General features: G+C 72.3%; 22 protein-coding genes and 1 riboswitch. Of the genes, 12 read left to right on the forward strand and 10 right to left on the reverse strand.

Annotated elements, in window-relative coordinates:
• Positions 1-26: 26 nt before the first annotated feature.
• Positions 27-4,148: a hypothetical protein gene (locus ACE3QY_RS13660; RefSeq protein ID WP_374456567.1), complete on the reverse strand. Its 4,122-nt coding sequence runs from the start codon at positions 4,146-4,148 to the stop codon at positions 27-29.
• A 160-nt stretch (positions 4,149-4,308) separates the two neighbouring features.
• Here ACE3QY_RS13660 and ACE3QY_RS13665 point away from each other — a divergent pair, with 160 nt between their 5' ends.
• Positions 4,309-4,587 carry an Lrp/AsnC family transcriptional regulator gene (locus ACE3QY_RS13665; protein WP_374456568.1) on the forward strand — a complete coding sequence of 93 codons (279 nt, stop codon included), beginning with the start codon at positions 4,309-4,311 and terminating at the stop codon, positions 4,585-4,587.
• A gap of 33 nt (positions 4,588-4,620) precedes the next feature.
• On the opposite strand, the gene ACE3QY_RS13670 is transcribed toward ACE3QY_RS13665, so the two are convergent.
• A complete protein-coding gene (locus tag ACE3QY_RS13670; protein ID WP_374456569.1) occupies positions 4,621-6,405 on the reverse strand; it encodes a DEDD exonuclease domain-containing protein in 1,785 nt (594 codons plus the stop codon).
• Between the two features lie 114 nt (positions 6,406-6,519).
• On the opposite strand from ACE3QY_RS13670, the gene ACE3QY_RS13675 reads away from it, so the two are divergent.
• The 11 genes from ACE3QY_RS13675 (at position 6,520) to ACE3QY_RS13725 (ending at position 18,120) form a co-directional block, all read left to right on the forward strand.
• Positions 6,520-7,437: a glycosyltransferase family 2 protein gene (locus ACE3QY_RS13675; RefSeq protein WP_374456570.1), complete on the forward strand. Its 918-nt coding sequence runs from the start codon at positions 6,520-6,522 to the stop codon at positions 7,435-7,437.
• Positions 7,434-9,434, forward strand: a complete 2,001-nt coding sequence (locus ACE3QY_RS13680; protein ID WP_374456571.1) for a hypothetical protein — start codon at positions 7,434-7,436, stop codon at positions 9,432-9,434. The genes ACE3QY_RS13675 and ACE3QY_RS13680 overlap by 4 nt, the downstream gene beginning before the upstream one ends.
• Entirely contained in the window at positions 9,431-10,135 is a 705-nt protein-coding gene (locus ACE3QY_RS13685) for a class I SAM-dependent methyltransferase (RefSeq protein WP_374456572.1), read from the forward strand. The genes ACE3QY_RS13680 and ACE3QY_RS13685 overlap by 4 nt, the downstream gene beginning before the upstream one ends.
• A complete protein-coding gene (locus ACE3QY_RS13690) occupies positions 10,132-11,031 on the forward strand; it encodes a lysylphosphatidylglycerol synthase domain-containing protein (protein ID WP_374456573.1) in 900 nt (299 codons plus the stop codon). Before ACE3QY_RS13685 ends, ACE3QY_RS13690 begins: the two co-directional genes overlap by 4 nt.
• 69 nt (positions 11,032-11,100) lie before the next feature.
• Positions 11,101-11,376: a hypothetical protein gene (locus ACE3QY_RS13695; protein ID WP_374456574.1), complete on the forward strand. Its 276-nt coding sequence runs from the start codon at positions 11,101-11,103 to the stop codon at positions 11,374-11,376.
• Positions 11,377-11,398: 22 nt separating this feature from the next.
• Entirely contained in the window at positions 11,399-12,634 is a 1,236-nt protein-coding gene (locus ACE3QY_RS13700) for an NYN domain-containing protein (RefSeq protein ID WP_374456575.1), read from the forward strand.
• Entirely contained in the window at positions 12,631-14,007 is a 1,377-nt protein-coding gene (locus ACE3QY_RS13705; protein ID WP_374456576.1) for a hypothetical protein, read from the forward strand. Before ACE3QY_RS13700 ends, ACE3QY_RS13705 begins: the two co-directional genes overlap by 4 nt.
• Before the next feature lie 67 nt (positions 14,008-14,074).
• Complete coding sequence (locus ACE3QY_RS13710; RefSeq protein WP_374456577.1) at positions 14,075-14,281, forward strand: hypothetical protein; 207 nt, start codon at positions 14,075-14,077, stop codon at positions 14,279-14,281.
• Between the two features lie 118 nt (positions 14,282-14,399).
• A riboswitch (cyclic di-AMP (ydaO/yuaA leader) is annotated at positions 14,400-14,568 on the forward strand.
• Between the two features lie 78 nt (positions 14,569-14,646).
• Positions 14,647-15,567: an NlpC/P60 family protein gene (locus ACE3QY_RS13715; protein WP_374456578.1), complete on the forward strand. Its 921-nt coding sequence runs from the start codon at positions 14,647-14,649 to the stop codon at positions 15,565-15,567.
• Positions 15,568-15,628: 61 nt separating this feature from the next.
• Entirely contained in the window at positions 15,629-16,813 is a 1,185-nt protein-coding gene (locus ACE3QY_RS13720) for a hypothetical protein (RefSeq protein ID WP_374456579.1), read from the forward strand.
• The gene (locus tag ACE3QY_RS13725; RefSeq protein ID WP_374456580.1) at positions 16,810-18,120 is read left to right on the forward strand and encodes a M48 family metallopeptidase; all 1,311 of its coding nucleotides are present in this window, start codon (positions 16,810-16,812) and stop codon (positions 18,118-18,120) included. The genes ACE3QY_RS13720 and ACE3QY_RS13725 overlap by 4 nt, the downstream gene beginning before the upstream one ends.
• On the opposite strand, the gene ACE3QY_RS13730 is transcribed toward ACE3QY_RS13725, so the two are convergent.
• The 8 genes from ACE3QY_RS13730 to ACE3QY_RS13765 all read right to left on the reverse strand — a co-directional run bounded on the left by ACE3QY_RS13730 (position 18,121) and on the right by ACE3QY_RS13765 (position 25,514).
• Entirely contained in the window at positions 18,121-18,312 is a 192-nt protein-coding gene (locus tag ACE3QY_RS13730; RefSeq protein ID WP_374456581.1) for a Flp family type IVb pilin, read from the reverse strand.
• 65 nt (positions 18,313-18,377) lie between these two features.
• Positions 18,378-18,569 (reverse strand): Flp family type IVb pilin, encoded by a 192-nt coding sequence (locus ACE3QY_RS13735; RefSeq protein WP_374456582.1) that lies wholly within the window; start codon positions 18,567-18,569, stop codon positions 18,378-18,380.
• Positions 18,570-18,653: 84 nt separating this feature from the next.
• Positions 18,654-18,845: a Flp family type IVb pilin gene (locus ACE3QY_RS13740; protein ID WP_374456583.1), complete on the reverse strand. Its 192-nt coding sequence runs from the start codon at positions 18,843-18,845 to the stop codon at positions 18,654-18,656.
• A gap of 174 nt (positions 18,846-19,019) precedes the next feature.
• Positions 19,020-19,673: a response regulator gene (locus ACE3QY_RS13745; RefSeq protein WP_374456584.1), complete on the reverse strand. Its 654-nt coding sequence runs from the start codon at positions 19,671-19,673 to the stop codon at positions 19,020-19,022.
• The gene (locus ACE3QY_RS13750) at positions 19,670-21,226 is read right to left on the reverse strand and encodes a sensor histidine kinase (protein ID WP_374456585.1); all 1,557 of its coding nucleotides are present in this window, start codon (positions 21,224-21,226) and stop codon (positions 19,670-19,672) included. Before ACE3QY_RS13750 ends, ACE3QY_RS13745 begins: the two co-directional genes overlap by 4 nt.
• Positions 21,227-21,230: 4 nt before the next feature.
• The gene (locus ACE3QY_RS13755) at positions 21,231-22,160 is read right to left on the reverse strand and encodes a type II secretion system F family protein (RefSeq protein ID WP_374456586.1); all 930 of its coding nucleotides are present in this window, start codon (positions 22,158-22,160) and stop codon (positions 21,231-21,233) included.
• 1 nt (position 22,161) lies between these two features.
• Positions 22,162-24,057: a type II secretion system F family protein gene (locus ACE3QY_RS13760; RefSeq protein WP_374456587.1), complete on the reverse strand. Its 1,896-nt coding sequence runs from the start codon at positions 24,055-24,057 to the stop codon at positions 22,162-22,164.
• Entirely contained in the window at positions 24,054-25,514 is a 1,461-nt protein-coding gene (locus ACE3QY_RS13765) for a CpaF family protein (protein ID WP_374456588.1), read from the reverse strand. Before ACE3QY_RS13765 ends, ACE3QY_RS13760 begins: the two co-directional genes overlap by 4 nt.
• Between the last annotated feature and the right edge of the window lies 1 nt (position 25,515).

Raw genomic sequence — 25,515 nt, forward strand, 5'->3', positions numbered from 1 at the left:
CCGGCTCACGGAGCTCGTGCCGGGTGTCACTTGGTGATGATCAGGCGCTGCACCTTGGACGCCGAGCCACCGGTGGTGGCGTTGCCGACGTAGACGGCCTTGATCTTGTGCCGGCCCTTCTTCTTCAGCTTCAGCTTGGCCTTGACCAGGCCCTTGCGGAACGGGTCCATCTGGATCGTCTTCAGCGTCTTGACGCCGTCCATGATCTTGACCAGGCCGCTGGGGCCTTCGACGCCGGGCACCGAGACCGTGATGCCGAACGCGACCTTCTTCTTCTTGCTGGTGCGCGTCGTGCTCATCGTGAAGGCCGTGGTCGACGTCAGCTTGGCCACGGCCACCGAGGGCGCCGTCGCCGAGCCGTCGGAGAAGCCGTTCTTCTTGGCGAAGACGACGACCGAGACGTCCTTGCCGGCGTCCTCCGGGGTCAGCTGGTAGGACCCGCCGGTCGCCTTCGGGATGGGCGCTCCGGTGCGCAGCCACTGGAAGCTGAGCGTGGGAGAGGGCTGGGTCCACGAGGTGGCCTCGACCGACAGCGTCTGGCCCGGGGCAGGCGTGCCGGTGATGCGCACCGGGGCGGTGGGCGCGAGGGCGCCGCCGGCGGTGACCCGGATCGTGTTGCTCACCGAGGTGCCGTCGGCGTACGCCGAGCGCTTGCCGATGACGCGGAGCGAGATGTCCTTGCCGAAGTCGTCCAGCGTCAGCGTGTACGTCGGCTGGTTGGCGTTGTAGATCGTGCCGCCGTCGCGCATCCACTGGTACGTGATGGCCACGTCCGACTGGTTCCAGGCCGGCGGGGTGCTGGTCAGCGTCGCGCCGACACCCGTGCCGCCCGGGGCGTAGATGGCGGTCGGGGTGGTCGCCGCGAGGCCGGCCTGGACGACGAACGGGCGCTCGCTGGTGCCGATGGCCCGGCCGCTCATGTCGTACGCCGTCACCTGCCAGCGGTAGTTGCCGGAGGTCAGGCTGCGCGGGACGGCCCACGCCGTGGCCGCGGTGGTCTCGCCCTGGATCTCGTCACCGGAGCTGGTGAGCAGACGCACGCGGTAGTTGCGCGCACCGGCGAGCGGCTGCCACTGGAAGACCGGCCCGTTCGGCGGCTGGACCGCGCCCGAGGCGGGCGAGTCCAGGACCGGCAGGGCGGGGTCGACGTAGAACCGGCCCCAGTCCGACCAGGCGGCCTGCTTGCTGTCCACGTCGATGCGACGCACGCGCCAGCGGTAGGGCTCGCTCGAGGCCGGGATGGTGTCCTGCGTGGTGTAGGCGGCCTGGTAGGCCGTCTGGGTGTCGACGAGCATGTTGCCGGGAGCGCCGGTGGTGTCGTCGTTCTTGGCGATCTGGATCTGCCAGGTGCCGTCGAAGTCGTGGGCGCTCCACGCCAGCGTGGTGGTGCCGGCCGGCTGGTGGGAGTTGAACGCCGGGAAGGCGGAGGAGTCGAGCGCGCGCTCGTTGGCCACCGTCGTGCCCGGGTCGAGGTTCAACGTCGGTGTGGACTTGACGAACTTGCGGGTCGGCGACCACGCCAGGCGGTTGCCCTGGTCGTCGATGGCCTGGACCCGCCACCAGAGGTCACCCTCGGGGTAGGTCCGGCTCCACGAGGTGAACGTGGCCTGGTCGACCGTGACGTCCTGGAGCGCGTTCGCGTCGGTGATCGTCGCGTTCTGCGAGACCTGGAGGCGGTAGGCGCGAGCGGACTGGTGCGACGACGCCGCACCGCCGGCGAAGAACACCTGCGCGTTGGTCTCGCGGTAGTCCTCCCACGTGAAGGTCACCTCGGAGCCGCGCTCGACGGAGTCGGCCGCGGGGAGGAACTGCTTCACGGCGGGCGAGACCTTGCGGAAGGCGTTGGTCGCCGCGTCGGGCTGGTTGGCCGGGTCGGGGCCACAGTTGACGTAGGGGATCTGGGCCACGCTCACGCACGGCCGGATGAACCAGTAGTAGGACTCCTGCGACTCGTTGTCCTTGAGCGCGTTGAGGATCTCCCGGGTCGGCGTCCACCGCGAGTTGGTGGTCACCGCGTAGGGCTCCTGCACCCGGTACGAGATGTCACGGTTCCAGGCGAGGTACACGAGGTAGCCGCCGGCACCCGTCACCGACTGCCAGTCCAGCACCGGGGTGGCGGGCACGCCGTCGCAGAAGGCACCGCTGTTGGCCAGGGCGCTGGTGCACGCCGTGCCGTTGTCCAGCGCGCGGCCGTCGAGGGCCAGCCGCTGGCCGGTCACCGGCTGCGGGCGGGCGATGGTGAAGGTGCCGTCCGTGCCGGAGGAGCCGAGGTAGCTGTCGTTGGCGCCGTACGCCTCGACCCACCAGGTGTAGGTGCCCGGCTTGACGAAGAAGGTGCTGTCGTCGGTGACGCTCGGGTAGGCGAGTCGGCGGTTCAGCACCGGGGTGGCGTTGGTGGGGAAGGTGTAGCCCGCCTCCGAGACGCGCAGCCGGTAGTAGACGGCCCCGGGCATCGGGTTCCACCGCAGCCGCGGGACGCGGGTGTTGACGGGCTCGACACCACCGTTGATCGGGTCCAGCGGGGAGCCGGCGAACACCGGGTCCTGGTCGGTGAGGCTGAAGGTCCGGCCCTGGTACTTCGGCGAGCGCCGGCCGTCACTGTCGACGGCGACGACCGTCCAGTAGAACGGGCTCTCCGCGGGCGCGAGCTTGTCCGACGGGGTGTACGACAGCGCCGACGTGGTGACGAAGGAGACCCGGTTGCCGGCGTTGTTGAGGATCTCGACGTCGTACTGCGAGGCGTCGGTCGAGGGGGCCCAGCGCAGCGTCGGCAGGTTGTTCGTGTTGTCGAGGGCGGCGCCGTTGGCCGGGCTGGTGAGGTTCACCCGGCCGGAGTCGTAGACGAACTTGCCGGCCTGGTTGTCCGGCTCGTTCGGGTCGGCGTCGGAGAAGAGGCCCTCGGTGGGCGTCGGGCGGTCGAGCGGCTTCACCCGCCAGTAGACGGGGAAGCCCTGACGCGGCATGCACCGGTCGTTGGCGTTGTGGCCCGGGGTGAACGTCGTCTGCGCGGTGAAGCAGGTCTCGTAGGTGCCGGGGGTGAAGTTGGCGTCCGTGCCCACGTCGAGGCGGTAGGAGCTGGCATGCTTGACCGGCGTCCACTGGTAGTAGAGGTCGTCGCTGACCGGCTGCGAGAGGTCGCTGGGCGGGTACAGGAGGGTCGGCGCCATGTTCCAGCGGCGCTGGAACTGGTTCGGCGTGTCCGGCCACGGCATCTTCTCGCCGGCGGCGTTGACCGCGCGGACCTTCCAGAAGTACGGCGCGTTGTCGTAGGTGTCGGCGGGGGAGTAGCGGGTGCCGTAGACCTCGCGCGGGCCGTCGATCGTCGTGCTGAAGCTGATGTCCTTGGCGACCCAGATCTCGTACTTGCTGGCGCCCTGGACCGGGTCCCAGTCGAGGACGACGTCCTGGACGGTGACGCTCGGGCGCACGCCGGTCGTGGGGGAGGGGGCGCACACGAGGCCGACGTCGCAGGTCGCCGCGGTGACGTCGGGGAGGCGGTCGACGTCGTACTTCACCCACGGGGTGAACTGGGTCTGCAGGCCGTAGTCGAAGTTGGCGCGGACGCGGACGTAGTAGTCGCCCATCGCCTGCGGGCGGGGGATCACGTAGCTGGTGCCGCGGATGTTGGCGTACTCCGTCGGGTTGACCTCGTCACCCTCGTCGTCGACCTGGAGGGTGTAGCTCACCGCGGCGGTGACGGGGTTCCAGCGCGCGACCGGCGGCTTCACCGGGGGAGAGGTGGCCTGGCCGCCCGACACGGTGAGGTTGGTCGGGGCGGCGACGGTCGGCACCGCGAACGTGGCGGACGGGGAGTACGGCCCCCAGCCCTGGCCGTCAGTCGCCCGCACGCGCCAGTAGAGCGAGCCGGACTTCAACGTCCGCGTGGGGACGTACGACGTGTTGGTGGTGTTCCACTCGAAGACGAGCGAGCTGAAGGAGTCCGTCTCGGACCCCTGCACCTGGTACTCGGTGGCGCCGACCATCCGGTTCCACGACAGCATGGGGATGCTCGTGCCCGTCGACGTCAGGCCCGTGGGCGCCGTCGAGGGGGCGGCACCGACCGGCGACACCACGCCGATGGCGAGCCCGAGCGTGAGCACTGCGGTGATGAGAGCACGCGCGAACGGCGCGTGGACCTTGCGTGGCATGCCTGATTTCCCCTCGTGGGCACGGTGACGACCTCGTCACGCTAGGGCGGCACCGGGACCCCACGCCTGCGAATGGCCCGCGCATAGTCCCAAATGACTAGTAACGCTGCCCGATCGGTCAGCCGGGCGCGTGCGGCGCGGCTGGCGCTACGGTGGCGACATGATCACCGCCATCGTGTTCGTGAAGGCCGACGTCGCCCGCATCCCCGAGGTCGCCGAGGCGATCGCGGCGCTCGAGGGCGTGAGCGAGGTCTACTCGGTCACCGGCCAGATCGACCTGATCGCCCTGGTGCGGGTGCGCGAGCACGACGACGTCGCCTCGGTGGTGGCCGACCGGCTCAACAAGGTCGAAGGGGTCACCGAGACCGAGACGCACATCGCCTTCCGCACCTACTCGCGCCACGACCTCGAGTCGGCCTTCAGCATCGGCCTGGACTGAGTCCTGGACTGAGCTCTGGACTGAGCTGTCGGCTCAGCGCACCGGCCGGTGGACCGGCGAGGGCAGACGCTGCTCGTCGAACGGCGTCAGCGAGAGCCGCGACTGGTTGACCGCGTCGTAGACGGCCAGGTGGCGCGCGGCGCCGGCGACCGGGCACACCCAGTCGCCCTCGACGTCGACGAGCCGGATCCCCGGTGACTCCAGCCAGCGCAGGACGCGCTCGGTCTCCTCGGCGGTCGCCGCCGGGACCGGCCCGGGCGCACCGCCGATGGTCTCGGCGCTGGCCGTGAGCTCGCGGACGAACTGGTGGGCGTCGCCGCCGCGGGGGATCACCCCGGCAGCGGCCAGGCGGCCGTGCCGGACCACGTGCACGGCCCACCGCCCGTCGTCCTCGCGCCGGGCCGCCACGACCTCGGGACACCGGGTCAGCGCGGACAGCCGCTGCGTCCGGGCCGCGGCCCGGACGAACGTGGAGAGCCGGTCGCGGTGGATCCCGGCCTCCTCGAAGCGCTCGAGCTCGGCGAGCGCCTGCATCCGCTCGTTGATCGCCTCGACGACCTGGTCGGGTCGGCGCAGCAAGGTGTCGCGCAGCTGGCGCACCACCGCGGCGTAGGCCGTCGCGTCCACGGTGCCGTCGCAGGGGGACAGGCAGCGACCCATCTCCGCCAGCACGCACGGCGAGCCGGACGGGACGGCGGGCATCCGGCCGCTGCACTGCCGGACCGGGAACGTCTCGTGGAGCGCGGCCAGGCACTTCTCCGCCGTCTTGCGCGAGGAGAACGGGCCGAGGTAGTCGGCGTCGTCGTCGAGCACCCGGCGCACCAGCGAGAGCCTCGGCCACGCCTCCCGGGTGAGCTTGACGAAGTGCACCTTCTCCGGGAAGCGGGAGCGCCGGTTGTAGCGCGGCTTGTGCTCGGCGATCAGCCGCAGCTCGCGGACCTCCGCCTCGAGGGGGGTCGCGCACTCGATGCCGGTCACCGAGGTGGCCAGGCCGACCATCTCGCCCATCCGGCTGCGGGTCTCGGAAGCGGTGAAGTACGTCCGGACACGGGTGCGCAGGTCGCGGGAGGTGCCGACGTAGAGCACGCGGGAGCGCTCGTCGCGGAAGAGGTAGACCCCCGGCGCGTGGGGGAGGCCCTCGGCCAGGTGGCGCTTGCGGCGCTGCGCGGTGGAGACGCGCGCCGAGAAGGTCTGCAGCTCCTCGAGGGTGTGGACGCCGAGGCCACCGAGGCGCTCCATCAGCCCGTGCAGCACGTCGACGGTCGCGCGCGCGTCGGACAGCGCCCGGTGGTTGGGGGTGGTGGCGGAGTTGAACACCTTGGCGAGGGAGGAGAGCTTGCAGTTGGGCGCGTCGTCGCGGGTGATCACGCGTCGGGCCAGCTTGGCGGTGTCGAGCACCTCGACCTTCGGCCACGGGCGGCCCTGCTGGGCCGCGAAGTGCTGGAGGAAGCCGACGTCGAACGGCGCGTTGTGCGCGACCAGGACGCAGCCCTCGGCGAACTCCAGGAAGGCGGGCAGGGCCGACTCGATCGCGGGCGCGTCGTGGACCATCGAGTTGGTGATGCCGGTCAGGACCGCGATGAAGGCCGGGATCTCGGTGTGCGGGTTGACCAGGGTCTGGAACTCCCCGAGCACCTCGCCGCCACGCACCTTGACGGCGCCGATCTCGGTGATCATCGAACCGGCGGCGGCGGACCCGCCCGTCGTCTCGAGGTCGACCACGCAGAAGGTGAGGTCGCGCAGCGGCCGCCCCAGCTCGTCGAAGGTGCGTTGCGCCTCCCACCGGGATGTCGCAGACCGCATGATGGTCGTGCCCATGTCTCGAAGGTAGACACGACGTCCGACAATCCGGCGTGGGACGCGCCCGGTTGCTGGCACACTGAGCCCGTTTGACAGGTGCACGACGGTTGGCACGACGGAAGGGTGGAACCTGTGATCTCGGTCGTCATCCCTGCCTTGAACGAGGCGGAGAACCTGACCGTGCTGGTCCCGCGCGTGACGAGCGCGCTGACCGGCCTGGCCGGGGAGTGGCGCGTCCTCGTGGTCGACGACGGCTCCTCCGACGACACCGCGCAGGTCGTGGCGAAGCTCGCGGCCGAGGACGCCCGGGTGGCGCTCCTCCAGCACCGTCGCAACCTCGGCAAGGCCGCCGCGCTGGACCACGGCTTCTCCTGGGTCCTCGAGGAGGGGGCCGACGTCGTGGTGATGATGGACGCCGACGGCCAGGACGACCCGGCCGAGCTGCCCCGCCTGCTGGAGGCACTCGGGAGCGCCGACCTGGTGACCGGCGCCCGGCTCAAGCGGCAGGACCGCTTCATCAAGCGCAACACCTCCAAGCTCTACAACTGGACCACGGGCCGCCTCTCGGGCGCACCCGGACGCGACTTCAACTCCGGCTACAAGGTGATGCGCGCCGACGTCGCGCGTGACGTGACCCCGATGCTCTACGGCGAGATGCACCGCTACCTGACCGTGATCGCCCACCAGGCCGGCTACCGCGTCGCCGAGGTGCCGGTCGAGCACCACGCGCGGATGAGCGGCAGCAGCAAGTACGGCCCGGCGCGCTTCTGGCGCGGCTTCTCCGACCTCCTGACCGTCCGCTTCCTGATGTCCTACGAGAACCGTCCCTCCCACCTCTTCGGCGGGATCGGCGCGGTGTGCTTCCTGCTCGGCACCCTCACCCTGCTCTACCTGACCGGCGTGAAGCTCACCGGCGAGGCGATCGGCGGACGTCCGCTCCTGCTCGCTGGTGTGCTGTTCACCGTGGTCGGGCTCCAGCTGGTCCTGTTCGGCCTGCTGGCCGAGCTCGTCGTGCACGCCCGCAACCGGACGAACCGGGGCGGCGCATGAGCCCATGGGGCCAGCCGCCCCGGTGGTTCGTGTGGCTCTGCGCCACTGTGGTCGTGGCCGCGACGGTCGTCACGCTGGTCGGTGCCGTCCGCATCGGCATCACGGTCGACGAGACCTTCCACGTCGTCCGGCTCGGCAACTACTTCGACCACGGGTGGTACCTCCTCGACGACGACCTCCGCGCCGGCCGGCCCGGGGAGTGGGTCACCGACTCCTACGTCTACGCGCCGGTCGCAGCCCTGTTCCTCCACCTGCTCAACGTGCTGGTCGGCAACGAGGGCTGGTCCGAGGTCTCGACCGGCACCGGTGCCTACGTCGTACGCCACCTCGGCGTCGCGTTCCTGGCGCTGTGCACCGTCGCTGCCACGGCCGCCATGACCCGCCTGGTCTCGGCCTCCTGGCGCTGGGCGGTCGTGGCCTGTGCCGTGCTGGCGGCGCTGCCGATGTGGAGCGGGCACGCGATGTTCAACGTGAAGGACGTCCCGGTGGCGGCGGGCCACACCTTCGTCACGCTCGCCTGCATGCTCCTCGCCACCACCGAGCGCTCCGCACGCCGCCGGCGCGTCCTGACCGTCCTGCTGCTGACCGCCGGGGTCGTGCTGGCCGTCGGCACGCGGCCGGCGATCTGGCCCGGCCTGGCCGCGGCGCTCGGCCTGCTGGCGCTGGTCTCGCTGGTGCGTCGCGATCGGGCCGCGCACTGGTGGCGGGTCACCGACGCCGCGCTCGGCACGCTCGCCGGCCTCGCTGTCCTCACCGCCGTCTACCCGTCGGTGTTCCTGCACCCCCTCCGCTGGGCCCTGGGCGCCACGTCGGAGTCCGCCGGCTACCAGGGCGCGCGCTTCTGGGGCTACATCCCGCTCTACGTGATGTGCACGGTGCCGGTCGTGCTGCTGCTGTTCGGCCTGGCCGGGTCCTACGTCCGCTTCCGCGGCCGCGTCGCGCGCCGCCGGGAGGGCTGGGGCACGCGCGACCTGCTGATGGCGCTCGTCGCCTCGCAGGCGCTCCTGCTCCCGGTGCTGCTGATGATCCGGGTGCCGTCCCTCAACGGGGGGCTCCGGCACCTCCTCTTCGCGGCTCCCTGCGTCGCCGTCCTCATCGCTGCCGGCATCGCCCAGGTGCTCGGCGACGCCCCGGGTCGACGTGGACGCGGCCTGGTCGCCGGGATCGCGGCAGCCGGCCTCGTGGTCCCGGTCGGCGCACAGGTCCAGCTCTTCCCGCTGGGGTACTCCTACGCCAACCCGGTCTCGGACGCTGCCGACCTCGACCTGGCCGGGGACTTCTGGCAGGCCAGCTTCCGCGAGTACGCCGACGAGATCCCCGACGGCGCCTTCGTGGTCTGCGGCGCGAAGCTCGACGACGACGCGCGCCCGCTGCGCCAGATGCCCAACGGCGGCCAGTCCTGGCTCGACGTCGGCCGGGACTGTGCCACGTCCGGCGACCTGAGCGTCCTCCAGCCGTTCCTGCCCGCGGAACGGGCGCCCGCGGGGCCCGAGGTCGCGTCCGACTTCGTCGCCCTCGTCGTGTACGACGACCCGTCGCCGCAGGGGTGCCGGGAGATCAGCCGGGTCACCCGCCACCGGCTCGTGACCGAGGTGGTCGCCAGCCGGGCGCTGCTGTGCCCGCTCGTGCTGCCCGACTACGACGGGCCGTTCGCCGTCGACGGCGAGGGCCACGGTGCGATGTACCTCCTCGGTGGGTGGAGCGGTGACAGTGGAGCCGAGGACATCACGGTGGTGGACCGGGCGAGCCTCGGCTTCCACCTCGACGAGTGGCCGGCCGGCGGTGTGATCCGGGTGGAGGGCAGTGCGCAGGGTGGCCTCGACTTCCTGGTCAACAACGTCCCCGCCGAGTCCGAGCCGTCCGGCGACGGCTGGCTGGTGCGACCGGCCGAGGTGCTCCCCGAGGTCGGCGAGCCGGGCAACGTGGTCCTGACACTGGTCGCCGCGGACCGACCGGCGCGCGTCACGCACGTCGGGGTCGAGGGTGGTGCCGGGTGAAGCGCGCCTACGTCGCCGTCGTACGAGCCGTGCGCAGTGTCCTGCGGGCCGTCGGGGTGCTGCGCCTCCTCGACGCGTGGGCACGCCGCTCGCAAACCGGACGCTGGGTGCGGTCGCTGCTGGCGATCTACGACGTCCACGAGCTGGTCGCCCTCGACACGCCCTGGTGGACCTTCGAGTCGGCCGACCTCGTGGCCGCCCACCTGGCCGAGCACCCGGGTGCCCGGGTCTTCGAGTGGGGCTCCGGGGCGTCCACCGCCTGGCTCTCCCGCCGGGCCGGCCGGGTCGTCGCGGTGGAGCACGACGCCGCGTGGGCCGCTCAGGTCCGCCCCCTGGTCGGTGACGGCGTCGAGGTCCGCAACGTGCCGCCGGTGCCCGCACCTGCAGGAACGGGTGTGCGGTCGCAGAAGCCCGGCTTCGCCGGCCTCGACTTCAGCGACTACGTCGCGGCCATCGACGCGCAGGACGACGTGTTCGACGTGATCGTGATCGACGGACGGGCGCGCGAGGCCTGCCTGGCCCGGGCGATCGGGCACCTGGCGCCCGACGGCCTGGTCGTCTTCGACAACGTCGACCGCCGGCGCTACCGCGAGGCGTTGTCGGCGCAGCCGGGGATCGAGGTGCTGTGGACGCGTGGCCTGACGCCGTCGCTGCCGTACCCGACGCGCACCGCCCTGGTCCGCCGGACGCCACCGGCATGAGGGGTCGGCTCTGGAACGTCCTGCGGTGGGCCTTCGTGGTGGCCGTGGTCGTGGGCGCCTGGTGGTCGTGGCGCGACTCGGGGGAGGAGCTCGAGCGCGCGCTGGGACGACTGAGCCTGGGGGCGGTGGCGGTGGGGGCGGTCCTGGTCCTGCTCGGCCTCGCCCTGTCCGGCCTGGTGTGGCGGACGGCGCTCGCGTCGTTCGCCGCCGACGGGCCGGCGCGCGAGGTCGTGCCGCCGTTCTTCGTCGCCCAGCTCGGCAAGTACATCCCCGGCTCGGTCTGGACCTTCGCGGTGCAGGGTGCCCTCGGTGCGCGACGCGGCCTGCCGCCACGCGTCCCGGTCGCCGCCGCCGTGCTCTTCCTCGGCGTCCACGTCGCCTCCGGACTGCTGCTGACCGGCGTGGTGGGCTGGTGGACCGAGCTGCCTGCCTGGGTCGTGGCCGCCTCACTCGTGGTCGGGCTCGTCGGGCTGGTCCCGGCGGTCCACCGGCTCGTCGGCCGCCGCGTCGCGGGCGTGCCCTGCGACTGGGGTCTCGGCCACAGCCTCCGCGGGGCGCTGGTGATGACGGTGCTGTGGTCCCTGTACGCCGTCGCCCTGACGGCTCTCGCGCCCGGTTCGGGCGCCACCGCGCTGCTCACCCTCGGCTGCGCCTTCGCGGTCGCCCACGCCGTCGGGGTCGCGGTCCCGATCGCCCCGGCCGGTCTCGGCGCCCGGGAGGCCGCCTTCATCGTGCTGGTCGCCCCCGTGCTCGGCGCCGGTCCCGCGGGCGCGCTCGCCGTGGTGTTCCGGCTGCTCCACACCGTCGCCGACTTCCTGCTGGCCGGCGTCTCCTCGCTGCTGATGCGCGCGTCCGGCGCCCGGCAGCCGTCCGGCCCGCCGGTCGACGACCACTAGGCTGACGCCGCACCGGGCCGCGGGCCGGTGCGTCCCCCGCCCCCTCCCCGAACCTGTCAGGAGCTGATCGTGACCGACCAGAACGCCGGCCTTCGTGTCCCCGCCGAGGGCGAGAGGTGGCGCTGCGCGGGCTGCGGCAACCTGACCCGGTTCGACGTGACGCGCACCCGGCGCACCACGGAGTACTGGCACTTCGACCTCGCCGGCGAGCACCAGGTGGAGGAGGAGACCGTGCGGGCCGAGGCCGTCGAGGCCGTCTCCTGCCGCTGGTGCGGCCGCGACGACGCCATCGAGCTGGTCGACCGCGCCTCCGCCGACACCTCGGCCGACCCGGCTGCGGACTGAGCCCGAGACCGACCGGACGACCGTGCCCGAGGCCGACCTGCCCGAGCGACTCCGCCTCCGGGTGGTGGCGCTGGTGTCGGCCGTGCTCCCGTCGGTGACGCCGGTGCCGCCGCCGCTGCGCAAGGTGGCCGGCTTCGCGCCCGCCCGCCGTGCGCGCCTCGGTGGGCAGGCGATCTGGGAGGCCCTCGCCGACGACGCGTTCCGCCAGCGCGCCGCCGTGCAGGTCGCCGCGGTGCCGGCCCAGGCCGACGACCCGTACGACGCGGCCGCGCGGGCCTGGCTGGTGCGTGACGAGGGATGGGCCTCGGTCGTCGACGCCGTGGTGACCGACCTCGAGGAGGCGACGGCCGAGGACGAGCGCGTCCACGGCGAGGTCGTCCGCCTGAACGCGCAGGTGGCGGCGCTCCAGGCCGAGCTGGCCACCGCGCGGGCCGACCACAGGGCCGAGGTCGAGGCGATGCGGGCCGAGCACAAGGTCCTGCGCCAGCGGCTGGGCCAGGCCCGCAGCGCCCTGCGTGAGGCCGAGGAGCAGCGCGACGAGGCAGTGGCCGCGCGTGACGCCGCCGCGACCGCCGCCGAGGTGGCCGTCGCGGCCGCCGACGCCGACGTACGCCGGCTCCGTGCCCAGGTGGAGCAGGCCGAGGGCGAGCTCACCGCGTCGCGACGCGAGGGGCGCGCCCACCGGGACCAGGCCACGATCCGGGCGCGCTACCTGCTGGAGACCGTGGTCGAGGCCGCGACCGGGCTGCGCCGCGAGCTGGGCCTGCCGGCTGTGGAGGGCACGCCCGGCGAGGCGCTCGAGTCGTCGCTCGACGAGCCGTCCGCAGCGCCCGCGTCGAGCGCGCCGGGGACTCCGGCGCTTCTCGAGCAGACGATCGCACTGCCCCGCGCCCGGTTGCTCGTCGACGGCTACAACGTGACCAAGCAGGCCTGGGCCACGGCCAGCCTCGAGGCCCAGCGCAGCCGCCTGGTGACCGCGCTGGGTCCTCTCGTGGCCCGCTCGGGCGCGGAGACCACGGTCGTCTTCGACGCGGCCTCCGCGGCGACCCGTACGGTGATGCCCGCGCCGCGGGGCGTGAAGGTGGTCTTCAGCCCGCAGGGCGTGATCGCCGACGACGTGATCCGCCAGCTCGTCGCCGCCGAGCCGCGCGGACGCGTGGTGGTGGCGGTCACCGACGACCAGGCGCTGGCGAAGGACCTGACGCGGGCAGGCGCCCGGGTGCTGCCGTCGGCGGCCCTGATCGGCCTGCTGACGTGACCCGTCGCGTGCTCGCGTGGCTCGACGCGTGGCGGTGGTGCCTCCTCGCGAGCGTGGTCTCGCTGCTCCTGCTGGCCCAGTTCGTCCGGATCGGCGGCGACTGGGACTGGCTGGTGGCGATGGGGGACCACGTGGTGGCCACCGGCTCCGTGCCGGACCATGTCCCCTTCGTGACGGCGGACACCTCGGGCTGGCACAACGTCCCGGTCCTCGCCGAGCTGGTGGCCGCGGGCCTGCACGCCCTCGGCGACCGCACGGCGGTCCTCGTCCACCTCGGGCTGGTCGCCGCGACCCTCGCCGTGCTGGCCGCCACGGCTCGTGCCCGGGGCGCGCGTGACGCCTACGTGGGCGGCGCCCTCGGCGCTCTGGTGGCCGGCAGCCTCGCCACCCTGGGCGTGGTGCGGGCGCAGACCTTCTCGCTCCTGCCGTTCGCGCTCCTGCTCGCGCTGCTGGCGCAGCAGGCGCGCCGCCCCGACCGCCGGATCTGGTGGGCCGTGCCGCTCGTCGTGGTCTGGGGCAACCTCCACGGCGCGGCGCTCCTCGGCACGTGCGTCCTCGGTGCCCACCTCCTCCTGCACCGGCTCCCGCGCCGGCCGCTGGAGGCGATCGCCGTCGGCGTGGCGGCGCTGGTCGGCCTGTGCGTGACGCCGCAGGGATGGCGCACGCCGCAGTACTACGCCGAGGTCTTCGACAACGTGTCGGCCCAGCGGGCGGAGGGCCTCTGGGCCCGCCCGGCCCTCGACGCGCCGTTCGACGTCCTGATGCTGCTCGCCGCCGCCGTGCTGGTCGGTCTGGTCCTGCGCACCCGGCGCGACCTGTGGGAGTACGTCGCGGTGGCCGGGCTCGTGGTGGCGACTGCGAGCGCCGCCCGACACGGCGTGTGGCTGCTCCTCCTGCTGGTCGTGGTCGCCGCCGGACGACGGGACCCGGCGACCGAGCCGCAGCCCGGCGGGGTCGTGCGTGGCGACGTCGCGCGCGGGGCGGCGGCGGTGGCCTGCGTGGCGTACGTCGTCGCGCTGCCGGTGGTGGCGCTGCGCGGGGAGGCCGTGCTGGGCGCGCGCTCCGAGGTGGTCACGACCGTCGCCGAGGTCGCGGGAGACCGGGTCGTGCTGGCGCCGGCGCCGCTGTCCGAGGCACTCGCCGTGCGCGGGGTGCGGCTGTGGGCCTCGAACCCGCTCGACGCCTTCGAGCACGAGGACCAGGCGGCCTACCTCGACTTCCTCGACGGCCGCGCGGGCGGCCGGGCGGCGGTGGAGCAGGCCGACGTCGTCGTGGTCGGGGACCTCTCCGCCCCGCAGGCCCTGGTGGTCGACGACCCCGCCTTCGCCGCGCAGCCCTGCGGTGGACGCTGGATCTGCTACGTCCGTCGCTGAGCCGGTCCGATACGCCGCCGCGACACGCCGGGAGCCGTTGTCGGTGGGCCCTGTCACGGTGTGACCCATGACGACACGGATCGACTGCGACACCTGCGTGGTGCGGGGTCTGCACTGCCACGACTGCGTGGTGAGCGTGCTGCTGGGGCCACCGCCGGAGCTGACCATCGACGACGACGAGATGGCGGCGCTCGACGCGCTCGCGTCGGGAGGGCTGGTGCCGCCGCTGCGCCTGGTGGACCCGGTCGCAGGCCCGGTCGTCGAGTCCGCCTGACACGCCCGCGGGTCGAAGTGTGGCGAAGATTGGCGGGGCTCACGTTCCCGGTCTAGGGTGTCCCTGGCGCTCGTGGAAGTGGGTCACCCGGACCCGCGCGGGCGTCGCGCCGAGTCGCAGCCCACGTCCCCCGCATCACCCGTGGTCTGTGAGCCGGGGAACCACACTTCCCCCTGGGGTGAATCCCCTGCGAGGCGCATCGCGCGAGCGGTGCGTGGAGCAGGGGTAGGACACGTCGTGCCGAACCCGTCAGCTCACCCGGTAGGCGTACGACACCCCGAGGAGTTCCCCCGCTCGTGGCTCACACCCGCAAGCGAGTTGGTGCGACCGTTCTTGGTCTCTCCGCGATCGCTGCCATCGCTCTCGTGCCCGCGACCCCCGCGCAGGCCGACCCCGACATCAAGGACGTCAAGGCCAAGGTCGACCGGCTCTACCACGAGGCCGAGGCCGCCCAGGAGCGTCTCCACGACGCCCGGCTCGACCTCGCCGACCTCGAGCAGGACCTCGCCGGCCTGAAGGCCGACCAGGCCCGCCAGGACGAGCGGCTCGACGCCGTCCGCGACCAGGTCTCCGACGCGGTCGTCCGCCAGCTCGAGGGCGAGGGCATCTCGACCGTCGGCCAGATCGTGGTCTCCGAGGACCCGGGCTCCTTCCTCGACTCCCTCTCGACGATGTCGTCCTTCAACGACCTCCAGGCCTCGCTCCTGTCCGACTACGACACCGAGCTCGAGGCCCTCGAGATCCGCCGCGAGGCCACCGACGACCGCACCCAGGAGATCGCCGAGCTCACCGAGCAGCTGAGCACGGAGAAGGAGACGGTCGACGACAAGCTGGCCGAGGCCAAGAGCCTGCTGGCCGACCTCGAGGCCGAGGAGCGCGAGCGCCTCCTGGCCTCCCGCAGCGGGGTCACCCGCATGCCCAGCTCGGTCCCGGCCTCGGGCCGCGCGGCCGCGGCCGTCCAGTACGCGATGGCCCAGGTCGGCGACGCCTACGTCTACGGCGCCATGGGCGAGAACGCCTTCGACTGCAGCGGCCTCACGATGCGCGCCTGGGCCCAGGCCGGCGTCTCCCTGCCGCACTCCTCGAGCGCCCAGTACGGCTCCGGACCGCACATCGCCGCCGGCGACCTGCAGCCGGGCGACCTGGTGTTCTACTACAGCCCGATCAGCCACGTCGGCATGTACATCGGCAACGGCATGATCGTCCACGCGGCCAACCCCGGCACGGGCGTGGCGGTCTCCGGCCTCTACTCGATGCCCTACGTCGGCGCGGTCCGTCCTGGCTGACCCGAAGACCTCGAAGGCCGGTCGTCCACTCCTGTGGGCGGCCGGCCTTTCGTTGTGCCTGGTGGCCGTCCTGGTCGCGGTCCTGCTCGTCCGTGAGCCGCGGCACGAGGTCGACCCCGGCACGGTCGACGTGCCACGGGCGAGTCCCGCGGAGGCGGCCGAGGCGCTGCAGGCGTTCGTGGCGGCGGTCGGCTCGGGCGACGCGGACGCCCTCGCCTCGCTCGCGCCCGCGGGCGACGCCGGTGCGCGGGAGCGGCTCGCCGGCATCGGCGCCACCCTCGACGCGCTCGACTTGCAGGCCGTCACGGCACGCTACGTCGACCAGGTGGGCACCGTCGGGTCCGACGGCTCCTGGACCGGGGTCGCTGAGCTGACGTGGCAGCTCGGAGGCTTCGACGCCGCGCCGTCGGAGTCCGACGTACGGGTGTCGTTCGCGCCGTCGGGCGACGGTCTGGGCATCACCGGCTTCGGCGGCGGGCCGGCTGACGGCCCCGGGCGCGTGCCGCTGTGGCTGCGCGGCGAGCTCGCGGTCGCCACCGCTCCCGGCGTCCTGGTGCTGGACGACGGGTCCCGCGCCGACGCGGACGAGGTGGCGGCGCGTGTCGTCGAGGGAGTCCGCGTGGTGCGCCGCGTCCTGCCCGGCTGGTCCTCGCCGGTCGTCATCGAGGTCCCGGCCACGGCCGCCGACCTCGACGAGGCCCTCGGCGCCGCGCCCGGGACGTACGCCGGCATCGCCGCGGTCACCACGACCGCCGGCACCGCCTCGGACGGCGCGCCCGTGCACGTCTTCGTCAATCCCGAGGTGACCTCCGGGCTGCGTCGGGCCGGTGCGCAGGTGGTGATGAGCCACGAGCTCGTCCACGTGGCCACCGACGCGGCGCGCAGCCCGGCCGAGCCGTGGCTGCTGGAGGGCTTCGCCGACTACGTGGCGCTGCGCGACGTCGACCTGCCCGAGTCGACCACACTGGGCCGTGCGATCGCGCTCGTCCGCCGCGACGGTGCGCCCGACGCACTGCCGGCGGCTGCCGACTTCGACACCCGGGCCGCCGACCTGCAGGCGCGCTACGAACAGGCCTGGCTGGCGTGCCGGATCGTCGCCGAGCGGCTGGGGGAGCAGGGTCTGGTGGACGTGTACGACGCCGCGGCGGCTGGCACTCCCGTCGGCGAGGCGCTGGCCAAAGCGGGGTTGCCGCTCGGTGACCTCACCCGGACGTGGCGGACCCGCCTGCAAGACTTGGCCGGGTGACCCGCCCGACCTCCCGTGCCCGTGATCGCAGCCCGGCCGTGGCGGTGGTCCTCCTCGCCGGCGTCGCGTTCGTGGTGGCGGCGGCGTGGCTGGTGCCGTGGAGCCCGGTGCCCGGCGGCACGCCCGATCCGGTGCCGGCGGGGTCCGCGTTCACGGCGGCCGAGATCGCGGCGGGGGAGCACTACGCCTCCTGGACCCGGCTCTGGAGCTGGTCCAGCCTCGCGGTCCAGCTGCTGGTGGTGTGTGCGCTCGGCTCCGCACGGGTGCGGGAGCACCTCGGCCGGCGACTCCCCGGTCGGTGGTGGGTGCAGGTGCCGCTGGCCGTCCTGCTCGTGACGCTGGTCCTGCGCGTCCTCGCGCTGCCGTTCGGGGTGGCCCTGCAGCAGCACCGGCTCGACCACGGACTTTCCACGCAGTCGTGGTGGGGCTATGCCCGCGACGTGGCCACCGGCACGGCGGTGAGCGTCGTGGTGACGTCCCTGGCCCTGACGGTGCTCGTCGCTCTCGCGCGACGGTGGCAGCGGGCCTGGGTGGTCGTCGGAGCCGCGCTCGCGGGCGGCCTGGTGCTGGTGGGCTCGCTCGTCTACCCGCTCGTCGTGGAGCCGCTCTACAACTCGTTCACGTCACTGCCCGACGGGTCGCTGCGGACCAGCGTGCTCGAGGTCGCCGACCGCGAGGGCGTGCCCGTCGACGACGTCCTGGTGGCGGACGCCTCGCGCCGCACCACGACGCTGAACGCCTACGTGTCGGGCTGGTCGGGGACGCGCCGGGTGGTCCTCTACGACACGCTCGTCGAGTCGCTGCCCGAGGACCAGGTCCTGTCGGTCGTGGCCCACGAGCTGGCGCACGCCCGCCACGACGACGTGCTCACCGGCACGACGCTCGGTGCACTGGGCGCCGCCTTCGGCGTGGGACTGCTCGGCCTCCTGGTCGGGGGGGAGCGGATGCGTCGGGCGTCGGTCGTGCCGCTCGTGATGGCCCTGCTGGCGGTGGGCACCCAGCTTGCGAGCCCCGTCGAGAACGGGATCAGCCGTCGGATCGAGACCCGGGCGGACGTGGACGCACTGAAGGCGACCGGTGACCCGGTCGCCTTCAGGGAGATGCAGCTGATGCTGGCGCGGCGGTCGCTGGCGGACCCGACCCCGCCGGCCTGGTCGCAGTGGTGGTGGGGGTCGCACCCCACCGTGCTGCAACGCCTCGCCCTGGCCGACCGCTCGGCCGCTGGACCAGCCGCTGAACGCGCAAGGGCCGGCGCCGTGGAGCACGGCGCCGGCCCTGTCGACCGCGGAGGTCTGATCAGGTCGTGATCAGATCCGGTTGGCGATGTCGCTGAAGAGGGCCTTCAGGTTGCCACCCAGGAGGGTGACGGCGCCGATGATGACGATCGCGATGAGGGCGACCATCAGGCCGTACTCGACAGCGGTGGCGCCACGCTCGTCGCGCTTGGCCTTGAGGTCGTTGACGAGCATGAGCGTCATGAGCTGGAGCTTCTCGATCATGGTGATCTCCCTTGGTGTGAGTGGTGCGAGCTGGGGTCGGGCTCCGAGGGCCCGGGTGGTGCGGCCTAGCCGCGGCTGAAGATGCCGGCGGGGATGGAGTACAGCCGGACGACGGAGCTGCCGAACAGGGTCACCGCGCCGATGATCACGATGGCGATCATCGCCACCATCAGGCCGTACTCGACCGCGGTCGCTCCGCGCTCGTCACGATCGTGGACCCGGTGGACGAGTCGCAGGTACAGACGAGGCAGGGACATGGCTTTCACCTCCTGGTGGAAAGCGGGAACCGGCGCCGTGGGCACTTCCACGGCGCCGGTTCTCGAACCGCAGAGATCCTTGGATCAGATCTTGTTCGCGATGTTGCTGAAGAGGGTCTTCAGGTTGCCACCCAGGAGGGTGACGGCGCCGATGATGACGATCGCGATGAGGGCGACCATCAGGCCGTACTCGACGGCGGTGGCGCCACGCTCGTCGCGCTTGGCCTTGAGGTCGTTGACGAGCATGATCGTCATGAACTGCAGCTTCTCAATCATGGTGATTCCCCTTGTAAGTCGTGTGTGATGAGTCCCGAGCCCACGAGGACCCGTCGAGGAATACTCTGCTGGACTTCGTCGATCGGCGGATCGGGTGAACGGCCGCGAGTGGATAGTCCGATGTGACTATCTTGTGACCACCCTCGACGACACCCCGGGTGGCACGTCCACGCGTCAGCGCAACGGGTCGCCCGACGAGAGGTGGTCGAGCATGCCCATCCGCATCGCCGTGACCAGCGCCTGGGCGCGGTTGGCGGCCCCGAGCTTCTGGTAGATGTGCGTGATGTGGGTCTTGGCGGTCGACTCGCTGAGGTAGAGCCGGCCGGCGATGTCGCTGGTGCCGAGACCCTCGGCGAGCAGCACCAGGACCTCCTCCTCGCGGCCCGACAGCCGCGGTGCCGCAGGCGTGGTGGCACGTCGCATCATCGCAGCGCTGAGGCCCGCGCAGAGGAACGTGCGCGGCGCGACGGCTGCGTGCTTGGCGGCGCTCACCACCTCGGACGCCTTGCTGTCCTTGCCCACGAAGGCGGACGCACCGGCCTCCATCGCGGCGAAGATCTGGTCGTCGCCGGCGTGCATCGTCAGCACGACGAGGCCGACCGAGTCGTTCTCGCTCCGCACGGCGCGGACGATCTCGAGGCCGAGGCCGTCGGGGAGCTGGAGGTCCGTCACGACGACGTCGGGCGTGAGGTCGCGGTAGGTCGCCAGCGCCTCGTTGACGCTGCCGGCCTGGCCGACGATCTCCATCTCCTCGTCGCGCTCGAAGGCCTTGGCCAGCCCCTGTCGGATCAGCTCGTGGTCGTCGACCAGCATCACGGTGGTGCTCATGGGTGAGCGCTCCCCTCTCGGGCGGTGGTGGAGTCATGGGTTCGTAGGTGCACGCGGGTGCCGCCGCCTGGGCGCTCCCGCACGGTCAGGGTGGCGCCGATGCCACGGGCCCGCTCGGACATGGTCTGCAGGCCCCAGTGGCGGTCCCGCGGGCCGGCCTGGCCGACGCCGTCGTCCTCGATCTGGAGGTCGATGAGGAAGCCGTCGGTGGCGAAGGCGACCCAGACGTTCTTGGCCTGGGAGTGACGTCGCACGTTGCCGATCGCCTCCTGGGCGATGCGCAGCAGCTCGGTCTCGGTGCGGGCGGACAGCTCGGGCCCGGACTCGTCGAAGGTGAGGTGGACGCGCATGTCGGTGCCGGTGCTCAGCTCGCGGACGTACTCGGCGAGCGCGCCGGAGAGCCGGTGCTCGGTCACCTGGTGGCGCAGGTCGTAGATGGAGTAGCGCAGCTCGCTCACGACGCGGCTGATCTCGTCGCGCAGCGACGCGGCCAGCTCCCGGGTGCGGGTGTCGTCGGACACGGACTCGATCTCGTCGACGACGTAGCCGAGCGCGACGATCTCCTGTGCGACGCCGTCGTGCATCTCCCGGGCGAGCCGGTTGCGCTCCTCCGACGTCGCCATCCGGCGCACCTCGTCGAAGAGCTCGGCGGTGTCGATGCGCAGGGCGAAGTTGTCGGTCACCTGGACGGCCTGCTCGGCGATCTCGTCGTTCCAGCGCAGCACGCCGCCGAGCACGAGGTAGCCGAGGACGCCGTCGGTGCCCTGGACGGTCAGCACCCGCACCCCGGGCGAGCGGTGCTCGGGGGCGGCGCCGATCTCCGCGGCGAGCGGTGCGCCGTCGCCGTAGCTGGAGAGCATCACGGGCTCGCCCTCGGGCGAGCAGGTGAACACTGCCGACGCGACGGCCCCCGTCTTGCGCCGGAGGTCGGCCTCGAGGTCGGCGGCGAGCTGGGCGCTGTCCAGGCCGATGTCGCCGCGCCGGGCGAGGCCGTGCAGCTGCTCCATCAGCTGGTGGGCGGCCTGGTAGGGCGCCCGGCGGTCCACCTGGTCGCGCACGGACCGCGACTGCCAGCTGGTGAGCAGGCCGGCGCCGAGGCCGCTGAGGACCCAGGGGCCGGCAGCGACGAGCTCGGGGCGCGGGTCGGTGCCGGAGGCAGCGGCCGCCAGCACGCCGATCGCGCCCACGAAGGCCACGTTGACGGTGGTGACGAAGCCGTGGCGCACGCCCGTCACGACCGGTGGTGCGGCCAGGTAGGCATAGAGGCCGGCGGACGCGTCGGCACTCGCGAGCATCAGGGCCGCCAGCAGCATCTCCGCGGCGGCCGTCCACGAGGTGCGGGTGGACTCGGGGGTCCAGTCCAGCACGGCACCGGCGCACGCGATCAGGACCAGGGCCGCCAGGAGGGGGCCCGAGACCCCGGCCCGGTCGTCGGAGAACACGATCCCCGCCGCCAGGGCGAGCGCGAAGACCCGGACCGCGGTGGTGACCCGCCAGGTGTACGGCAGGCCGCCCCGAGTGCCTGTCCTGTCCACCCGATTGGTCAGGCGCATCGGCTCACTGGTTCCCGAACGTCTGGGCGATCTGGATCGCCGCCGGCCCCATGATCACGAGGAAGAGGCACGGGAGGATGAACAGCACCAGCGGGATCATCATCCGGACCGGCACCTGCTGGGCCTTCTCCTCGGCGCGCTGACGGCGCTTGGTGCGCATCTCACCGCTCTGGATGCGCAGCACGCGACCGATCGGGATGCCGAGGCTGTCGGCCTGCACCATGGCGAGGCAGAAGGACTTCAGGTCGTCGAGCGAGGTGCGCTCGGCCATGGCGCGCATGGCGTCGGTCCGGCCCACGCCGATGTTCATCTCTTGGAGCAGGCGCGCGAACTCGGCGGCGAGGGGGCCGTCGGTGTTGCGGGCCACGCGGTCGACGGCGGCGTCGAACCCGAGTCCGGCCTCGACCGAGACCGTCAGCAGGTCGAGCGCGTCGGGCAGCGCGTTGCGCATCAGCTTCTCGCGCTTCTGCCCGGCGTTGTAGAGCAGCACGTTGGGCAGCACGTAGCCGAAGGCGGCGACGGCGGCGGTGCCGATGACCACCCGGATGAAGGGCCAGTCCATGCCGGCGATGTAGAGGAACCCGATGCCGCCGAAGACGGCGAGGCCGAGCACCTTGAGGCCGATGAGCCGGTTGGCGTCCCAGCCGGGCGGGTTGCCGGCGACGTTGAGGCGGTACTCGAGCTTCGAGGCCGTGTCGGCGCGGACGAGCTTGCGCCCGGTGCCGACGAGCTGGTCGCCCAGCGGGCCGAGCACGCGCTCGGCGAACGGGCGCTCGAGCTCGGTCTTGAGCATGTCGGGCGTGCTCGTGCTCATGGCCTGGATGGCCGCCATCGAGCGCGCCACGCCGCGGCGTTCCTTGCTGACCACGCCGATCATCGACATCGCCAGCACGAGGGCCAGGAAGACGAGCCCGGCTCCGATGTACAGGATCATCTCAGACCTCCACCGTGGCGAGCTTGGCCATCGCGAACGATCCCAGGCCCAGCAGGAACAGGGCGACGCCCAGGATGATGTAGCCGGGCAGGGTGGTGTAGAGCAGTGCCACGTAGTCCGGGTTCGCGAAGGTCATGTAGAAGAAGATCAGTGGGGGCAGGCCGGTCAGAATGTAACCCGAAAGCCGGCCCTCTGCGCTGAGCGCCTTCACCTGGCGGCGGAGGTACTCCCGCTCGCGCAGGGTGTCGGCCACCGTGTGCAGGATCTCGGCGAGGTTGCCGCCGACCTCGCGCTGGATGCGGATCGCCATGACGACCCACGAGAAGTCGTCGCTCTCCATCCGCTCGCCGACGCCGTCCAGCGCGTCGGTGATGTCGACGCCGAGCCGCTGCTCGACGAGGGCTCGGCGCAGCTCGCCGGCCATCGGCTCGTGCCCCTCGCGCACCACGGTGTCGACCGCCTGCGGCAGCGACAGACCGGCCTGGAGACCGCCGGCCATCAGGCCGAGGGTCTGCGCCAGCTGCCCGTTGAAGGCGCTGAGGCGTCGGCCGTGGCGGAACTTGAGGTAGACCCACGGCAGCACGATGCCCAGGAGCAGGCCCAGGATGCTGAGTGGGATCCCGCCCATGACGAGCCCGACGAGTCCACCGCCGAAGGCGATGCCGGTGTGCAGCAGCACCCACTCGGAGGCGGTCAGCGCGGAGCCGGCGCCCGAGAGGCGCTGCGAGATCTTGGTCTCGAGGTCCTCGCTGACGAACTTGTTCGCCACGGAAACCGCCGAGCCCTTGAGGTCGGACGGGCTGGCCTGGCGCTTCTTGCCCTTGATCGCTGCCGGCGTGCCGTTGAAGTACGCCTCCAGCTGCTTCACCGACTGGGGCCGGTTGTCGCCGGCGCTGATCATCGCGGTGGCGAGCAGGCCGAAGAGCCCGATCGCGAGGGCACCGGCGCCCAGCAGCATGCCGGTGTTGCCGATGAGCGCCTTGCCCGAGTCGACCACGTCGGGGACGGCGAAGCCGGGACCGAGGGTGGCGAAGGCAGTGTCGTGGTACTGCGTCCCGCCGGACTCGACGACGACGTCGATGTTGGCGTCCTCGCCGCTGGCGTACGGCGCCTCGAAGGTCACCAGCAGCTGCTGCGACAGGGCCGCGGCGCGCTCGTTGAAGACCGAGGTCAGCGCCGCGGGGTCGGCCGGGATGACCGAGCCGTTGGTGTCGGTGGCCACGGTGGCCAGCTCGTCGGACTTGGCGCCCTGCACGAGGGACACCACGTCGACGACGACTCCGGCCTCCTGGGCGTCGGCGGTGGCGACCTCCAGCGTCATGTCGCTGCCGGTGTCGGCGCCGTCGGAGAGGACGAGCAGGTTGCGCGAGCCGTCGGCGTCGAGCAGCTTCACGCCCTCGACGATGCCGTCGTACACGCTCGTGCCCTTGGCCAGCGTCACGCCGGCCAGAGCCTGGCGCACGTCGTCGTGGTCGATGGTGGGGGAGACGGTCGTGGTGACCTTGCCGGCGAACGCCACCAGACCGATCGCGACGTCCTCCGGGGCGCTGTCGAGGAAGGCGTTGATCGCGGTGGTGGCCGCGTCGAACTTGCCCTGCCCCTTCATGCTGTTGCTGGCGTCGAGGACGATCACCGTCGAGCGGTCGATGTCGCCGGCGTCGACGAGCTTGGCCGAGGACTCCACCGACGAGCCGTTGAGCTCGATGAAGACCTGGGACGGGTCGACCGTGCTGCCGTCCGGCAGTCCGTCGGTCGACAGGAGCAGGCTGACCGTGCCCCGGTCGGTGGCGACGTGGTCGATGCTGATCTCGTCCTCGGCGAACGCCGGGGCGCCGGCCGACAGCGCGAGCGCCGAGGTGGCGAGCGCGCCGGCGAGCCAGCGCGAGGCGGTCCTCATCGGGCGCCGCCCACGGTGAACACGGCCGGGTTGAGGTGCACGCCGTGGTCGGCGAGCCGCTCCAGGAAGCGCGGGCGCAGTCCGGTCGACTCCAGGCCGCCCTTGAACTTGCCCTGCTCGTTCATGCCGGCGGCGTAGTCGAAGAGGAACACGTCCTGGGTCGTGATGATGTCGCCCTCCATGCCCACGATCTCGGTGATCGCGGTGATGCGACGCGTGCCGTCCTTGAGTCGGGTCTGCTGGATGATCAGGTCGACGGCGCTGGCCACCTGCTCGCGGATGGCGCGGACCGGGAGGTCCATGCCGGCCATGAGCACCATGGTCTCCAGACGGGAGAGGGCGTCACGCGGCGTGTTGGCGTGCAGCGTCGAGATCGAGCCGTCGTGACCGGTGTTCATCGCCTGCAGCATGTCGAGGGCCGCGGCGTCACGGATCTCACCGACGACGACGCGGTCGGGGCGCATGCGGAGGGAGTTCTTCACCAGGTCGCGGATGGTGACCGCACCCTTGCCCTCGATGTTGGGCGGGCGCGACTCGAGCCGCAGGACGTGGTCCTGGACGAGCCGGAGCTCGGCGGCGTCCTCGATGGTGACGATGCGCTCGTCGTCGGGGATGAAGGACGACAGCACGTTGAGGGTGGTCGTCTTGCCGGCACCGGTACCACCGGAGACCAGGATGTTGAGGCGACCGCGGACACAGGCCTCGAGCAGGTCGGCCGAGGCGCGGCTCAGCGTGCCGAAGCCGATCAGGTCGTCGACCGTGTAGGGGTCCTCGGAGAACTTGCGGATGGTGAGCTTGGAGCCGTCGAGGGCCAGGGGCGGGATGATCGCGTTGACACGGCTGCCGTCGGGGAGGCGGGCGTCCACCATCGGGCTGGTCTCGTCGACGCGACGGCCGATCTTGCTGACGATCTTGTCGATCGTGCGTCGCAGGTGGGCCTCGTCGGCGAACGTGGCGTCGACCTTGACCAGCTTGCCGCTGCGCTCGACGTAGATGTCCTCGAAGGTGTTGACCATGACCTCGGAGAGGTCCGCGTCGCGCAGCAGCGGCTCGAGCGGGCCGTAGCCGAGGATGTCGTCGGCGATCTCCTGGGAGATGCGGGACTTGTCGGCCGACGACATGGGCATGTCGACCTCGGAGAGCGTGGTCTGCAGGGCCAGGCGCACCTGCTGCTCGAGGTCGGACTGCGTCAGGTGGGCGTCGTACAGCGTCGGCCCGAGCGTGCTGACCAGGCGGGCGTGGACGATCTTCTTGAGGTCCTTGTAGGGGTCGTTGCCCGTGGCGCGCGCGGCCGCGCGCCGGCGGCCGGCCTCGGTGGACTCGGAGGCCTTCGCCGGCGTGGTGCTGGTGGTGGCTCCGCCCGCGGGGGCACCCGCGGGCGTGCCGGCGTGCGCGCCGGCCGGGTTCTCGCCGGTGCGGTTGCGCGACGCGGCAGCGAGACGGTCGGTGAGACTCATG

This window comes from Nocardioides sp., from assembly GCF_041913365.1.
Taxonomy (GTDB): Bacteria; Actinomycetota; Actinomycetes; order Propionibacteriales; family Nocardioidaceae; genus Nocardioides.

Coding starts and splice junctions, on each gene's coding strand:
- ACE3QY_RS13660 (WP_374456567.1), bottom strand. CDS start 4,148: ATGCCACGCAAGGTCCACGCGCCGTTCGCGCGTGCTCTCATCACCGCA.
- ACE3QY_RS13665 (WP_374456568.1), top strand. CDS start 4,309: ATGATCACCGCCATCGTGTTCGTGAAGGCCGACGTCGCCCGCATCCCC.
- ACE3QY_RS13670 (WP_374456569.1), bottom strand. CDS start 6,405: ATGGGCACGACCATCATGCGGTCTGCGACATCCCGGTGGGAGGCGCAA.
- ACE3QY_RS13680 (WP_374456571.1), top strand. CDS start 7,434: ATGAGCCCATGGGGCCAGCCGCCCCGGTGGTTCGTGTGGCTCTGCGCC.
- ACE3QY_RS13690 (WP_374456573.1), top strand. CDS start 10,132: ATGAGGGGTCGGCTCTGGAACGTCCTGCGGTGGGCCTTCGTGGTGGCC.
- ACE3QY_RS13710 (WP_374456577.1), top strand. CDS start 14,075: ATGACGACACGGATCGACTGCGACACCTGCGTGGTGCGGGGTCTGCAC.
- ACE3QY_RS13730 (WP_374456581.1), bottom strand. CDS start 18,312: ATGATCGAGAAGCTCCAGCTCATGACGCTCATGCTCGTCAACGACCTC.
- ACE3QY_RS13735 (WP_374456582.1), bottom strand. CDS start 18,569: ATGTCCCTGCCTCGTCTGTACCTGCGACTCGTCCACCGGGTCCACGAT.
- ACE3QY_RS13740 (WP_374456583.1), bottom strand. CDS start 18,845: ATGATTGAGAAGCTGCAGTTCATGACGATCATGCTCGTCAACGACCTC.
- ACE3QY_RS13745 (WP_374456584.1), bottom strand. CDS start 19,673: ATGAGCACCACCGTGATGCTGGTCGACGACCACGAGCTGATCCGACAG.
- ACE3QY_RS13750 (WP_374456585.1), bottom strand. CDS start 21,226: ATGCGCCTGACCAATCGGGTGGACAGGACAGGCACTCGGGGCGGCCTG.
- ACE3QY_RS13755 (WP_374456586.1), bottom strand. CDS start 22,160: ATGATCCTGTACATCGGAGCCGGGCTCGTCTTCCTGGCCCTCGTGCTG.
- ACE3QY_RS13760 (WP_374456587.1), bottom strand. CDS start 24,057: ATGAGGACCGCCTCGCGCTGGCTCGCCGGCGCGCTCGCCACCTCGGCG.
- ACE3QY_RS13765 (WP_374456588.1), bottom strand. CDS start 25,514: ATGAGTCTCACCGACCGTCTCGCTGCCGCGTCGCGCAACCGCACCGGC.